The following is a 13,555-nucleotide window of genomic DNA, read 5'->3' as shown; positions in this document are numbered from 1 at the left end:
AAAGCCCGACAGAACCTCGTATGCCCGATATAAAGGCGCCTCGGGCGGGAGGGGACGGGGAGGGGAGAGGACCGGAGGGCGGGCCGTCAGCCGCAGCCGCAGGAGGCGCGCACCACCAGCCGGGAGGGGAACACCCGCAGCCGCTCGCGCCGCGAACCGGTGACCCGCACCCCGTCGTCCAGGACCAGGTCCACGGCCGCGCGGGCCATCGCGGAGCGGTCGGAGGCGACCGTCGTCAGCGGCGGGTCCGCGAGCGCCGCCTCCTTGATGTCGTCGAACCCGGCCACGGCCAGCTCGCCGGGGACCTCGATCCGCAGCTCGCGGGCGGCCCGCAGCAGGCCGATCGCCTGGTCGTCGGTGGAGCAGAAGACCGCCGGCGGCCGGTCCGGTCCGGCCAGGACCTCCAGGCCGACCCGGTAGGCGTCGTAGCGGTTGTACGGCGCCTCGAACAGCCGTCCCTCGGTGGACAGCCCGGCCTCGGCCATCGCGCGCCGCCAGCCCTCGACGTGGTCGGAGACCGGGTCGCCCACGGCGGGCGTGTCCGCGGTGCCGCCCATGCAGGCGACGTACTCGTAGCCGTGTTCCAGCAGGTGGCGTACGGCGAGCTGGGCGCCGCCCAGGTCGTCGGTGACCACGGCCACGTCGTCGATGGCCTCGGGCCGCTCGTGCAGCAGCACCACGCGGGCGTCCCAGGCGTCGATCTCGGCGGCGGCCAGGTCGTTCAGCGCGTGCGAGACGAGGATGAGGCCCGAGACGCGCATCCCGAGGAAGGCCCGCAGATAGTGGACCTCGCGCTCGGCCACGTAGTCGGAGTTGCCGACGAGGACCATTTTCCCGCGCTCGGCCGCCGCCCACTCGACCGCGTGCGCCATCTCCCCGAAGAAGGGCTGGCGGGCGTCCGGGACGATCAGACCTATCAGGTCCGTGCGCCGCGAGGCCATCGCCTGGGCGACCCGGTCGGGCCGGTACCCCAGCTCCTTGATCGCGGCGAGGACGCGCTCGCGCGTGGCCGGGGCGACCGGCCGGGGTCCGTTGTTGATCACATAGCTGACCACGGCGGTGGAAGTCCCCGCCAGTCTCGCCACGTCGTCCCGAGTCACCTTGGCCACGCGCGGAGTCTACGCGGATGGATCAGCCCCGGGCAGGGCTTATCACGGCATGGATGTGCAACCGCAACGTCCCGCCCGCGGGGACGGGTGGCGGCACGCCGCCCCCGCGCCCCCGGCTCACGCCTCGGCGCGGACCGGTTTCCCCTGATTCCCCGCGCCCTCGGCGTCCTCCGGCTGCGCCTTCGCCGTGTTCGCCGCGTTCTCCGGCCGCTTCTCCGCCCTCTTCTCCGGCTTCTCCGGGGTGACGAAGCGGTAGCCGACGTTCCGTACGGTGCCGATCAGCGACTCGTGCTCGGGTCCGAGCTTGGCGCGCAGCCGCCGTACGTGGACGTCGACCGTCCGGGTGCCGCCGAAGTAGTCGTAGCCCCAGACCTCCTGGAGGAGCTGGGCGCGGGTGAAGACGCGGCCCGGGTGCTGCGCCAGGTACTTCAGCAGCTCGAACTCCTTGAAGGTGAGGTCCAGCACCCGGCCCTTGAGCTTGGCGCTGTAGGTGGCCTCGTCCACGGACAGGTCGCCGTTGCGGATCTCCGTCGGCGAGTCGTCGTCGACGAGCTGCCTGCGGCCCAGCGCGAGCCGCAGCCGGGCCTCCACCTCGGCGGGACCCGCGGTGTCGAGCAGGACGTCGTCGATGCCCCAGTCGGCGGTGACCGCCGCGAGACCGCCCTCCGTCACGACGAGGACCAGCGGGCAGCCCGGTCCGGTGGAGCGCAGCAGCTGGCACAGGCTGCGCACCTGGGGCAGCTCGCGCCGCCCGTCGACCAGGACGACGTCGGCGCCCGGCGTGTCGACGAGCGCGGGGCCCTCGGCCGGAGCCACCCGCACCTGGTGCAGCAGCAGACCGAGGGCGGGGAGCACCTCGGTGGACGGCTGGAGGGCGTTGGTCAGGAGCAGCAGTGAACTCATCGTGACCACCCTGTCCGGGCCGTCCGCCTCGTATGGTCGTACACGGTTCGCTCGTCCATGGCCTCTGGTTCCTCCTCGGGGTCCCGGCGCTGGGGTACCGCCCGCGTGTCAAGAGCCACCGCGCCCCGGCGGCCGGCGTACACCTGCGGTTTCCCGCGTCGTATACAACGCCCGCCGAAAGCACAAAAGGACCCGGGGGCTTCGCTGCCCGAGTCCTCTTCCCAGCAGAATAGCCGACATGAGCGGGGATACGGCAGGTCATGTGGCGCGTCCGACGATCGTCCCGGACTCCGAGACGCCGCCCCGTACGCAGGTCAGAAGGTTTCTGCGGGCGGCTGACGGGGTGGCGGTCGACGCGCTGTACGAGCCGGGCGCCGCCGGACGGACCCGCCGGGACCCAGCCGGAGAGCCTGTGACGGCCGGGGCGGCCAGGGCGGCTGAGACCGCTGAGACCGCTGAGGCGGCTGAGGCGGACGTGCCGTCCGGTGCCGCGGCCCCGCGCCCGGTTTTCGTGATCGCACATGGTTTCACCGGTGACCTGGATCGCCCGCACGTGCGTCGTATCGCGCAGGTGTTCGGTGAGCATGGAGCCGTGGTCACCTTCTCCTTCCGCGGTCACGGCGCCTCCGGCGGCCGTTCGACGGTCGGCGACCGGGAGGTGCTGGACCTCGCCGCGGCGGTGGCCTGGGCGCGCGGTCTCGGGCACGCGCGCGTGGTCACCGTAGGCTTCTCCATGGGCGGCTCGGTGGTGCTGCGGCACGCGGCGCTGCACGGCCCGGAGGACGGCGGCGCCCGGGGGCGCGCGGCGGAGCACACCGACGCCGTGGTCTCCGTGAGCGCCCCGGCGCGCTGGTACTACCGGGGCACGGCCCCCATGCGTCGGCTGCACTGGCTGGTCATGCGCCCCGAGGGACGCCTGGTGGGCCGCTACGGCTTCCGTACCCGGATCCACCACCGCGCCTGGGACCCCGTCCCGCTCTCCCCGGTGGAGGCGGCGGCGCGCATCGCTCCCGTACCGCTGCTGATCGTGCACGGCGACCAGGACGCCTACTTCCCCCTCGACCACCCCCGGATGCTGGCCGCGGCGGCCGGTGACCACGGCGAACTCTGGGTCGAGCCGGGCATGGGCCACGCCGAGAACGCCGCCCCCGGGCCCCTGCTGCACCGCATCGCGCGCTGGGCCGTCGCACGGGCGGGCTAGCCTGACCGTGTTCATTGCCGGTCCGACACCGAGTATCGAGGAACGAATGGCAAAGGTCACGGTGCGCTACTGGGCCGCGGCGAAGTCCGCGGCCGGGGTCGCCGAGGAGCCGTACGAGGCGCAGACGCTCGCCGGTGCGCTCGACGCGGTGCGCGAGCGGCACCCCGGCGAGCTGTCCCGCGTCCTGCGGCGCTGCTCGTTCCTCATCGACGGTGACCCCGTGGGGACGCGCGACCATGAGACGGTACGGCTGACCGAGGGCGGCACGGTCGAGGTGCTCCCGCCGTTCGCAGGAGGGTGAGCGATGACCGACCAGCCGTATGAGGGCGCCGGGTACGGCGATCCCCGCCAGGGTGCCCCGGAGGGCTACGACCCCTACGCGCACCAGCAGAACGGGCAGCGGTACCAGCAGCGGCCCGACGGCCGGTACGACCGGTACGGGCAGCAGTACGGCCAGCAGTACGGCCAGCCGCACGACCAGTACGACCAGTACGGACAGCAGGCCGCCCAGCCGCAGCAGGTCTGGCCCGGCCAGGGGCAGCAGCCGTACGCCGATCCGTACACCGCTCCCCAGAGCCAGGACCACAGCCAGAACCAGGCCCAGAGCCAGGGCTACGGCCACGGACAGGACCTGGACCACACGCAGCAGTGGCAGGGCCAGACCTGGGACAGCCAGACGCACGGGCAGCCCGTCGTCACCGCGCGGGAACCGGCCCCCGCGCCGGAGTCCGCCGCCGCGCGGACGGCCTACCTGCCCCCGCTGGCCCACCCGGAGCCCCAGCCCCAGCCCGCCGCCCCGGCCCCCGAAGCGGCTCCCGCCCAGGCCCCCGCCCCGGCCGGTGAGGGTCCGGGCGCCGGCTCCGGCTACGGCCCCGCCACAGTCGGTGGCAACACGCGCGTCACCGACGCCCAGCGGGCCCGCGCCGAGGGCCGCTCGCCGATCATCGACCCCGGGATGCAGCCCGCCGGGCTGACCGCGCTGCTGGGCCTGCTGCTGGCCGGCGCGGCCGAGGCCGGCACGTACGCGCTGCTCGTACCGCTGGTGGTGCTCCAGGCCGTGACGGCGGCCGGCTGGTTCCGGCTGAACGGCATGTGGCCGGCCCGCCAGGGCATCGCCCTCGCCTTCGCGGGCGCCCTCGTCTCGGACGCGGCCGTGCTCGGCGCGGGCCGGGCGCACGCCCCCGCGGCGATCCTCGGCACGCTCGGCGTCTGGGTGCTGCTCTCCCTGGTCCTGCAACTGCGCTCGCACGCCGAGCCGGACGAGCGGATGTACGGGCTGATGGCGACCGTCGCCTCGGCGGCGCTGGCGATCCTGGCGACCGGCTATCTGGGAGCCGGCGCGGACACGGTCGCGGTGGGCGCGGTGGCGGTCGCGGCGGCCGTGGTGGCGCGGGCGCTGCCGTTGCCCGGTGCCGCCTCGGTGGTGGTCGCGCTGCTCGCGGCGGCCGGTGCGGGCATCGCGGTGGGCGGTCTGACCGGGCTCGGCGCCCGGGGCGCGCTGCTCGGCGCGGGCGCGGGCGTGTGCGCGCTGGTCGGGCACCGGGTGGCCGCCTACGACTACCCCTCGCGTTTCGTGCACTTCACCGCCGGGGTGGCGCTGCCCCTGTCGGCGGCGGCGCCGGTGGTGTGGCTGCTGGGGCGCGCGCTGGGCTGAGCGCACAGGTTGTGCGCGCCGGGCTGGGCGCGCCGGGCTGAGCGGCGCCCTCGTAACAGCTGGTAACAGCTGGTCGACAAAGTCCGGGTCGGGCCCGCCCGGCGGGTTACGCTCGCGCCTGACGGCCGTCCGGGGCCGTCGGGAACCGCCGAGTGGGGGAAGCACGGGATGCGCGCGCTGCGAATACTGCTGATCGTCGTCGTGGTCCTCGGCGTGCTCTTCACGGTGGCCGACCGGGTGGCCGTGCACTTCGCCGAGCAGCAGGTCGCGGACAAGCTGCGGGAGACGGAGCACCTGCCGAGCAGCCCGGACGTGTCCATCAAGGGCTTCCCGTTCCTGACCCAGGTGGCGGGCGGGAAGCTGGACGACGTCGAGGTCGGCATCGAGCACTACGAGGCGGACGGCGGCGAGCGGGGGCAGAAGATCCGGATCGACGACCTGAAGGCCGACATGAGGGGCGTGGAGTTCTCCGGGGACTACAGCTCCGCCACGGCCGCCGACGCGACCGGCACCGCGACCATCGCCTACGCCGAGCTGCTGAAGACCGCCGGGGCCGAGTCCACCCAGGTGCTGCCGGGGGTGACCACCCGGGTGGTGGGCCTCGCCGACGGCGGCAACGGCAAGATCAAGGTGACGGTGAAGGTGTCCGCGCTGCCCGCCCCGATCCAGGTGCTCAGCTCCGTCAGCGTCGAGAACAACAAGGTGCGCGTCAAGGCCGACGGCCTGCCGGACCTGGCCGGTCTCGCGCTGGCCGAGGGCCGGATGCGGTCGGTCACCGACTTCCAGCAGGCCATCGACCAGCTCCCCGGCGGCATCCGGCTCGCCTCGGTGCGGGCCGCGAAGAACGGCGTCGAGATCACGGTGAAGGGCTCGAAGGTCAAGCTGGCCGGATAGCGTCCGACTGGCGAGACACGCCCGTCCGCACCGCAGATGGACACCCGGCGCCGACCGGGGAACCGCCCGCTCCGACCCCGTACCCACCGCTTCGCCACCACCCCTCCATCCCGCAATGCGGACGATCCCGTCTCATCATGCGACATGCCGGTGACATGGCCGCCTGTCCCTCCCTACGATCGAGGCCATGAAGCGACAGGCGGATCTCACCAAGCGGCGGGCAGTGGACCTGTGCCGCGTTGCCGCCATGCTCTGTCGCCCCTTCTGAGCGGACGCCCCGCGAGGCTCCGCGTCTCCCGCCCGCCTGCCGGGCCCCCTCATGCGCCGCTCGCCCCGCGAGCGCGCAGCCACGCACTCTCACGCCCCCGCGACTGCCCCGGAGGAGATGGAACATGAGCCGCAGCGACGTACTGGTCGATGCCGACTGGGTCCAGGAACACCTGGACGACCCGAACATCGCCCTCGTCGAGGTGGACGAAGACACGTCCGCCTACGAGAAGAACCACATCAAGAACGCGATCCGCATCGACTGGACCAAGGACCTCCAGGACCCGGTCCGCCGTGACTTCGTCGACCAGGAGGGCTTCGAGAAGCTCCTGTCGGAGAAGGGCATCGCCAACGACACCCTGGTGATCCTCTACGGCGGCAACAACAACTGGTTCGCCTCCTACGCGTACTGGTACTTCAAGCTCTACGGCCACGAGAACGTCAAGCTGCTCGACGGCGGCCGCAAGAAGTGGGAGCTGGACGCCCGCGAGCTGGTCGACGGCACCGACGTGCCCGAGCGCGCGAGGACCGCGTACAAGGCGAAGCCGCAGAACACCGCGATCCGCGCCTTCCGCGACGACGTGGTCAAGGCCATCGGCGCGCAGAACCTGGTCGACGTCCGCTCGCCCGACGAGTTCTCCGGCAAGCTGCTCGCCCCGGCCCACCTGCCGCAGGAGCAGTCCCAGCGTCCGGGCCACGTCCCCTCCGCAAAGAACATCCCGTGGTCCAAGAACGCCAACGACGACGGCACCTTCCGCTCGGACGAGGAGCTGAAGGCCCTCTACGCCGACGAGGACGTCGACCTGGGCAAGGACACCATCGCCTACTGCCGCATCGGTGAGCGCTCCGCGCTGACCTGGTTCGTGCTGCACGAGCTGCTGGGCGTGGAGAACGTCAAGAACTACGACGGCTCCTGGACCGAGTACGGCTCCCTGGTGGGCGTGCCGATCGAGCTGGGCTCCGGCAAGTAACCGCCCGACCGACCTCTCAAGACCTCTCTTCAGGAGTACGCCATGTGTGGAGCGAAGGCCGGCGGCCCCGACGCCTCGACGATCAAGCCCGGTGAGACGACGATCCAGGGGCAGGTGACCCGCGACGGCGAGCCGGTGACGGGCTACGTGCGCCTGCTCGACTCGACCGGTGAGTTCACCGCGGAGGTGCCGACCTCCGCCACCGGCCAGTTCCGGTTCTACGCGGCCGAGGGCACCTGGACCGTGCGCGCCCTCGTTCCCGGCGGCACCGCCGACCGTACGGTCGTGGCGCAGCAGGGCGGCCTCGCGGAGGTCGCGATCGCGGTCTGAGACCGCCGAGCACGCGGAGGGCCGCACCCGGGGTTGGACGCCAGGGGTGCGGCCCTCCGGCCTGCCCGCGCGGGCCCGGCGGACCTACCCTGGACACATGTACGCACGCCGTCGTCACGCGTATTTCGCCATGATGGGCACCTGCATCGGGCTGTTCGTCCTGGCCTGGGGAGTCGTGCGCATCTGGTCCGTGCCGGCCGCCGTCGGCATGTGCCTGTTCGCCATGGTCATCCCGCCGGTCGCCGCCATGGTCGCCAACCGGCGCGGCCCCGAGGACCGCTGGTGGGACGACCCGTCCGGCGACCCGAAGTCCGACGAGTGGTGGGACGAGCTGGACGGCAAGAAACGCCACTGACCGGCGGTGCCTTCAAGGCGCGGGGTGCGCGGGGCCGCTCAGTAGACGAGCGCCTGCGTCCCGTCCCCCAGCGCCTCCTGCACGAAGACCTGCGCCCCGGCGATCCGCACGCCCTCGATCACGTCCCGCTCGGTGATGTCCCGGCGGGCCGCGCACTGCGTGCACAGCGTGATCCGCCCCGCCGCGAGGATCGCGTCGATCAGATCGGGCAGCGGCGCCGCGTGCGGCAGCTCGAACTCGGCCGCCCGCCCCGGCAGCGCGAACCACGACGACTCCCCGGTCAGCCACAGCGACACGTCCACCCCGCTGGCCACGGCCACCGACGCGACCGTGAACGCCTGCGAGCACCGCTCGGGGGCGTCCGCCCCGGCCGTCACCTTGATCACGAGCTTCTTCGCCATGGCTGAATCGTAATCAATTCCCTTACAACTCCATGCATGACCCATGTGTCTCCTGTGCAGCGCGCACACGAAAGGCGCGCTCCATACTGTGGGGGCACGTCGTGGAAGTACCGGAAAGACCGAGTTCCGCACCCGAGAGGGCGCCGGACCGACCACCGCGCCGGCTCCGGCGCACCCTGCTGCTCGTCGCCGCGGCGGCCGTGCTCGGCGTGGTCGCCGGCACCTGCACGGGCTACGCCGTCCAGGCCCACCGCCCGCCCACCCCGCTCCCGCCGCTGTCCCAGCCGGTGGTCGAGCGGGCCGGGGGCGAGGCGGAACCCCTGCCGGCCGCCCAGGACCGCCGCGTGAAGACGGACGGCGACCTGCGCAAGCTGCTGGTCGACCGCCCGAAGGGGGCCAAGGACGGCCGGCTCGCCCCGACCGGAGACGGCTGGATGGGCCTGCTGGAGTACGCGGACGAGTTCACCAGCCCGAAGAAGGCGTTCAGCAACAACATCGCGGAGCAGTTCCGGCGGGCGGCCGTCGTCCGGTGGGAGACCGACGGCACGCATCAGGTCGAGGTCCGTCTCGTGCAGTACCGCCAGGAAGAGGAACTGACCGCCGAGGACAGCGCGGAGGGGGACATCTACTGGCGGAACGGGAGACCCGCGGCCACCGCTGGCCGATCCCGGGCACCGGCGCGGGCATGGCGTTCGCGGACACCGAACCGGACCGTAAGCCGGGATACGTCCCGGTGTACGGGGCCGAGGCGCACGCCTGGCGCGGCGACATCGTGATGGAGATCTACGTCTACGACACCAAGCCGATCACCAAGAAGGAGATCATGAGTCTGGCCGAGCGGCAGATGGGGCGGCTGTGAACGAGAACCACCCGGACCAGCCCGCACACTCGCCCTCCCCGGACCGTCCGGACCAGCCGGACCACCGGGACCGGACGGCCGCCCCCGCACCGCGCCGCCGCCGGGCGGGCCTCGTCACCGGATGCGCGGCGCTGCTCCTGGCGCTCGTCGGCGGCACCGGCTACACCGTCGCCGTCGTGCGCGACGCCGACCGTTCCCCGGGGGCGCCGGTCTGGCGCATGCCGAAACCCGCAGCCGCCGGGCAGCGGCAGGGCGCGGCCACCGGTCTGAAGGGGATGCTGCTGCCGTACGGCACCCAGGAGTTCGTGCGCGGCCCGGACATCGGTGAGTTCGGGGCCGACGCCGAGCTGAGCGGGGCGCAGGCCACCGAACTGCGCAAGCAGGCGCTGCGGAACCTGCCCCTGTCCCAGCGTCGCCAACTGGCGAAGGAGATCGACAAACAGCAGGTCAAAGGCATGGCGATGCGCAGCTACCTCAGCAACGGCGACGCGGTCGGCAACGCCTACTACGCCGACCACGCCTTCACCGTCGAGATCGTGCTCGCCCGGATGGGCAGCAGCCGGACCGTGCGCTCCGTCGCCGGGTTCCAGCAGCAGCTCTTCGAGGCCCTGAAGGTCTTCCGGGCCGGTCCGAGGATCGAGGGGCACAAGAACGCGCGGTGCTTCCTGCCGCCCACGGACTCCAAGGAGAAGCTCGACGCGATGACCTGCTCCGCGTACGAGGGCGACGTCCTGGTCAGCGCGACCATGCAGGCGGCCAAGCCGCTCGACACGAAGGGCGCGGCCGAGATGCTCCGCGACCAGCTCGACCGCATCAAGGAACCGGGGCAGGCGGTATGACCGAACAGAGCACGGACCAGAACGCCCGGAGTACCCCCGCCCCGGGGGCCACCACCGAACCGGCCACCATCGAACCGGCCGAGACCGTGACCGGCCCGGATGCCGTGTCCGGCCCGGATGCCGTGTCCGGCGCCGAGGCCGGAAGCGCGCCCGAGATCGCGCCCGCCCCCGCCGGACCGCCCCCGCCCGTCCGCAAGGACCGCCCGCGGCTGCGGGCCCTGCTGCGGTGGACCGCCGCCGTCGCCGTGTTCGCGGCGGCCGGTGCCGGGACGGCGTACGGCGTCACCCGCATGGACCGCACGGACGTGCCCGGCCTCGCCACCGCCTCCGACGGCCGCTGGGACTACCCGTCGATCGTCAAGCCGCCCTTGCTGCCCGGCCGTCCCGCGGTGGACGACGCGGACAACACCGCCGGGGCGCACTACACCGACCTGCGCGCCCTGGTGCTGCCCGCGCCGCACGGCGCCCACGAGGACACGGCCCTGCGGGGCGCCGGCGGCTGGCTGGCGACGAAGGACTTCCTGACCGCGTACGCCCGCCCGCAGGACCGGGAGAAGTTCGGGCAGCAGCTGACCGACCACGGGCTGCGGCACGTCGCCGCCCGCGGCTGGACCACGGCGGACGGCACGCGGACGCGGATCTACCTGCTGCAGTTCGACACCGCGGCCGTCGTGCAGCACCTGTACGACGACGGGCTCTCGCAGTCCGGCGGCCCCGGGTACGAGCTGGCGGGTGTCGACCGGTCCGTCTTCGACAACGGGTTCCCGACCGGGGCCCGGGTGGACGGCGTCGAACGCGTCGCCTACGCCGAGGCCAAGCCCTACGGCGCCGAGCAGACCCGCCAGGCGTACCTCCGCGCGGGTGACGTCCTCGCCCTGGTCGTGCAGTCCCGCAAGGGCTCCGCGGCCGCCGTCCCCTTCCAGCAGACGGTGACGCTCCAGAGCGAACTGCTCGGCTGAGCCGCCGGGGGAGCACCTCGCCGAGAGGGCCGGGCCCACGCCTACTAAGCTGGGGTCCGGCCCTGAGTACGTACGTACCGCACCGCGCTCGACAAGGAGCACCCCGTGGAGATCTTCTTCGAAACCCTGCTGGTCCTGGTCTGCGTCGGCGTCCTCGCCTTCGCCTACCTGACCGTGAAGAAGCTGTACCAGGGCCAGCGCTGACCACGTCCAGGAGTCCCCGCTCATGATCGAGATCCCGTCCGACCTCCACAAGGACCTGGTCCCCCTCGCGTTCCTGCTCGGCGACTGGGCCGGCGCCGGTGTGCACGACTTCCCCGGGTCCCAGAAGTGCAACTTCGGCCAGGAAGTCTCCTTCACCCATGACGGGCGGGACTTCCTGGAGTACCGCTCGCACACCTGGGTGCTGGACGACGAGGGCAACAAGGTGCGCCCGCTGGAGTCCGAGTCCGGCTTCTGGCGGATCGACGCCGAGCGCAAGGTCGAGGTCACGATGACCCGCGACGACGGCGTCATCGAGATCTGGTACGGCGAGATGGCCGACAAGAAGCCGCAGATCGACCTGGTCACGGACGCCGTGGCCCGCACCCCCGCCTCCGCCCCCTACACCGGCGGCAAGCGGCTGTACGGCTACGTCAAGAGCGACCTGATGTGGGTCGGCGAGAAGCAGACCCCCGAGGTCGAGCTGCGCCCCTACATGTCGGCCCACCTCAAGAAGGTCGTCACCCCGGAGGAGGTCGAGCGCTGGGCCAAGGCCCTCCCCGACGACCTCCCGGACGACGGCATCGCCTTCTTCAAGTAGGGCCCCCGGCCCCAGGGCCTAGACTCGTGGTGTGGTGAGCACCGACTGGAAGAGCGACCTCAGGCAGCGCGGCTACCGGCTGACGCCGCAGCGGCAACTCGTGCTCGAAGCCGTGGACACCCTCGAACACGCGACCCCCGACGACATCCTGTGCGAAGTACGCAAGACGGCGTCGGGGGTCAACATCTCCACCGTCTACCGCACCCTGGAGCTGCTGGAGGAGCTGGGCCTGGTCAGCCACGCCCACCTCGGGCACGGTGCGCCGACCTACCACCTGGCCGACCGCCACCACCACCTCCACCTGGTCTGCCGCGACTGCGACAACGTGATCGAGGCCGATGTCGAGGTGGCCGCCGAGTTCACCGCGAAACTGCGGCGGCAGTTCGGGTTCGACACCGACATGAAGCACTTCGCGATCTTCGGCCGCTGCGCGGACTGCTCACGGAAGGGCGCGGACCCGGCGTCGTAGGCTTGCCCGTATGAAGAGCCCCCTGCTGTCGCTGCCCGGCGCCGTCCCCGCCGAAGGTGTGGACGAAGGCGTCGCCGCGCACTACGGCGACCTGTTCCGCGAACAGCGCTCTCTCGCGGACGGCGCCGGTTTCGTGGACCTGTCGCACCGCGGTGTCGTCGCCGTCTCTGGCGAGGACCGGCTGAGCTGGCTGCACCTGCTGCTCACCCAGCACGTCAGCGATCTGCCCGCCGGCCGGGCCACCGAGGCGCTGATCCTCACCGCCCACGGCCATATCGAACACGCGCTCTATCTGGTCGACGACGGCGAGACCGTCTGGGCGCATGTGGAGCCCGGCACCCAGGAGGCGCTGATCGCCTACCTGGAGTCGATGAAGTTCTTCTACCGCGTCGAAGTCGCCGACCGCACCGCCGACTTCGCCGTGGTGCACCTGCCGGCCGGTTCGATCGCCGGGGTCCCCGAGGGCGCCGTCGTCCGGGAGACCCCGTACGGCCGTGATCTGTTCCTGCCCCGCGAGGACCTGGAGTCCTACGCGGCCGAGGCCGGGCCGCCCGCCGGGATCCTCGCCCACGAGGCGCTGCGCGTCGAGCAGCACCGCCCGCGCGTCGGCTTCGAGACCGACCACCGCACCATCCCGCACGAGCTGGGCTGGATCGGCACCGCCGTGCACCTCCAGAAGGGCTGCTACCGGGGACAGGAGACGGTCGCCCGGGTGCAGAACCTGGGCAAGCCGCCGCGCCGCCTGGTCTTCCTCCACCTCGACGGCAGCGAGGTGCACCTGCCCGCGCACGGCACCGAGATCCGGCTCGCCGACGAGGGTCCGGACGGGCGCCGCGTCGGCCAGATCACCACCTCGGCGCGCCACCACGAGCTGGGCCCGGTCGCCCTCGCCCTGGTCAAGCGGAACGTCCCGGTGGACGCCCGGCTGATGGCGGGGGACACGGCGGCGGCCCAGGAGACCGTCGTCGAGCCGTAGGCTCCCGCGCCACCTGGCTCAGATCTCCAGCAGGACGGTGAACGGGCCGTCGTTCGTCAGCGACACCCGCATCCGCGCGCCGAACCGGCCCGTCGCCACCGTCGCGCCCAGCGCGCGGAGCTGCGCGACCACCTCGTCGACGAGCGGCTCGGCCGCCGCGCCGGGCGCCGCCGCGTTCCAGGTGGGGCGGCGGCCCTTGCGGGCGTCGCCGTAGAGCGTGAACTGGCTGATCACCAGCAGCGGCGCGCCGATGTCGCTGCACGACTTCTCGTCGTGCAGCATCCGGACCGACCACAGCTTGCGGGCGAGCTGCGCCGCCTTCTCCTCGGTGTCCTCGTGGGTGACGCCGACGAGGACGCACAGCCCCTCGCCCTCGATCGCCCCCACCGTCTCGCCGTCCACGACGACACTCGCGCCGTCCACCCTCTGCACCACTGCACGCATGCCGACCATGATGCCCGACGTCCATATCGTGCTTCTTTATGCTTCGTAACCCCCCATCTGGGGCGGATCGGGGGCACTCGGTCACATACTGGCCACTCGGGGTGGCACGATGCTTCCGTACG

Annotated in this window: 19 protein-coding genes; 15 read left to right on the top strand and 4 right to left on the bottom strand. The window is 72.4% G+C overall.

Annotated features, from left to right (window positions below; genetic code table 11):
• Positions 1–86: 86 nt before the first annotated feature.
• Entirely contained in the window at positions 87–1,109 is a 1,023-nt protein-coding gene (locus tag A8713_RS14400; protein ID WP_078510108.1) for a LacI family DNA-binding transcriptional regulator, read from the bottom strand.
• Between the two features lie 117 nt (positions 1,110–1,226).
• A complete protein-coding gene (locus A8713_RS14395) occupies positions 1,227–2,012 on the bottom strand; it encodes a response regulator transcription factor (protein ID WP_064537509.1) in 786 nt (261 codons plus the stop codon).
• Positions 2,013–2,250: 238 nt separating this feature from the next.
• Here A8713_RS14395 and A8713_RS14390 point away from each other — a divergent pair, with 238 nt between their 5' ends.
• The 8 genes from A8713_RS14390 (at position 2,251) to A8713_RS14360 (ending at position 7,684) form a co-directional block, all read left to right on the top strand.
• Positions 2,251–3,213: an alpha/beta hydrolase gene (locus A8713_RS14390; protein WP_064533867.1), complete on the top strand. Its 963-nt coding sequence runs from the start codon at positions 2,251–2,253 to the stop codon at positions 3,211–3,213.
• A 46-nt stretch (positions 3,214–3,259) separates the two neighbouring features.
• A complete protein-coding gene (locus A8713_RS14385) occupies positions 3,260–3,514 on the top strand; it encodes a MoaD/ThiS family protein (RefSeq protein WP_064533866.1) in 255 nt (84 codons plus the stop codon).
• 3 nt (positions 3,515–3,517) lie between these two features.
• Positions 3,518–4,867 (top strand): hypothetical protein, encoded by a 1,350-nt coding sequence (locus tag A8713_RS14380; protein ID WP_064533865.1) that lies wholly within the window; start codon positions 3,518–3,520, stop codon positions 4,865–4,867.
• A gap of 168 nt (positions 4,868–5,035) precedes the next feature.
• Positions 5,036–5,761, top strand: a complete 726-nt coding sequence (locus A8713_RS14375) for an LmeA family phospholipid-binding protein (RefSeq protein WP_064533864.1) — start codon at positions 5,036–5,038, stop codon at positions 5,759–5,761.
• Positions 5,762–5,948: 187 nt separating this feature from the next.
• Positions 5,949–6,029, top strand: a complete 81-nt coding sequence (locus A8713_RS34930) for an Ms5788A family Cys-rich leader peptide (RefSeq protein WP_350751515.1) — start codon at positions 5,949–5,951, stop codon at positions 6,027–6,029.
• Between the two features lie 124 nt (positions 6,030–6,153).
• Complete coding sequence (locus A8713_RS14370; protein ID WP_064533863.1) at positions 6,154–6,999, top strand: sulfurtransferase; 846 nt, start codon at positions 6,154–6,156, stop codon at positions 6,997–6,999.
• A gap of 42 nt (positions 7,000–7,041) precedes the next feature.
• Positions 7,042–7,329, top strand: coding sequence for a DUF1416 domain-containing protein (locus A8713_RS14365; protein WP_004986406.1), 288 nt, complete (start codon positions 7,042–7,044; stop codon positions 7,327–7,329).
• Positions 7,330–7,426: 97 nt separating this feature from the next.
• The gene (locus A8713_RS14360) at positions 7,427–7,684 is read left to right on the top strand and encodes a DUF3099 domain-containing protein (protein ID WP_026252680.1); all 258 of its coding nucleotides are present in this window, start codon (positions 7,427–7,429) and stop codon (positions 7,682–7,684) included.
• Positions 7,685–7,722: 38 nt separating this feature from the next.
• Here the strand turns inward: A8713_RS14360 and A8713_RS14355 are convergent, their stop codons facing one another.
• Complete coding sequence (locus A8713_RS14355) at positions 7,723–8,085, bottom strand: DsrE family protein (RefSeq protein ID WP_037895671.1); 363 nt, start codon at positions 8,083–8,085, stop codon at positions 7,723–7,725.
• Positions 8,086–8,186: 101 nt separating this feature from the next.
• On the opposite strand from A8713_RS14355, the gene A8713_RS14350 reads away from it, so the two are divergent.
• The 7 genes from A8713_RS14350 (at position 8,187) to ygfZ (ending at position 12,989) form a co-directional block, all read left to right on the top strand.
• A complete protein-coding gene (locus A8713_RS14350; protein ID WP_237305369.1) occupies positions 8,187–8,861 on the top strand; it encodes a hypothetical protein in 675 nt (224 codons plus the stop codon).
• Positions 8,819–8,944, top strand: a complete 126-nt coding sequence (locus A8713_RS34645; RefSeq protein WP_257784410.1) for a hypothetical protein — start codon at positions 8,819–8,821, stop codon at positions 8,942–8,944. Before A8713_RS14350 ends, A8713_RS34645 begins: the two co-directional genes overlap by 43 nt.
• The gene (locus tag A8713_RS14345; protein WP_064533862.1) at positions 8,941–9,783 is read left to right on the top strand and encodes a hypothetical protein; all 843 of its coding nucleotides are present in this window, start codon (positions 8,941–8,943) and stop codon (positions 9,781–9,783) included. The genes A8713_RS34645 and A8713_RS14345 overlap by 4 nt, the downstream gene beginning before the upstream one ends.
• Positions 9,780–10,742: a hypothetical protein gene (locus A8713_RS14340; protein ID WP_064533861.1), complete on the top strand. Its 963-nt coding sequence runs from the start codon at positions 9,780–9,782 to the stop codon at positions 10,740–10,742. The genes A8713_RS14345 and A8713_RS14340 overlap by 4 nt, the downstream gene beginning before the upstream one ends.
• 226 nt (positions 10,743–10,968) lie before the next feature.
• On the top strand, positions 10,969–11,544 hold the full coding sequence (locus A8713_RS14335) for an FABP family protein (protein WP_064533860.1): 576 nt from the start codon (positions 10,969–10,971) through the stop codon (positions 11,542–11,544).
• A 31-nt stretch (positions 11,545–11,575) separates the two neighbouring features.
• Entirely contained in the window at positions 11,576–12,013 is a 438-nt protein-coding gene (locus A8713_RS14330) for a Fur family transcriptional regulator (protein WP_018568780.1), read from the top strand.
• Positions 12,014–12,023: 10 nt separating this feature from the next.
• Positions 12,024–12,989, top strand: a complete 966-nt coding sequence (gene ygfZ, locus A8713_RS14325; protein ID WP_064533859.1) for a CAF17-like 4Fe-4S cluster assembly/insertion protein YgfZ — start codon at positions 12,024–12,026, stop codon at positions 12,987–12,989.
• Between the two features lie 18 nt (positions 12,990–13,007).
• On the opposite strand, the gene dtd is transcribed toward ygfZ, so the two are convergent.
• Positions 13,008–13,433: a D-aminoacyl-tRNA deacylase gene (gene dtd, locus A8713_RS14320; RefSeq protein ID WP_064537508.1), complete on the bottom strand. Its 426-nt coding sequence runs from the start codon at positions 13,431–13,433 to the stop codon at positions 13,008–13,010.
• Between the last annotated feature and the right edge of the window lie 122 nt (positions 13,434–13,555).

Origin of the sequence: Streptomyces sp. SAT1, assembly GCF_001654495.1 — a bacterium.
GTDB lineage: Bacteria > Actinomycetota > Actinomycetes > Streptomycetales > Streptomycetaceae > Streptomyces > Streptomyces andamanensis.
This window is presented reverse-complemented; position numbering and strand designations above follow the sequence as displayed.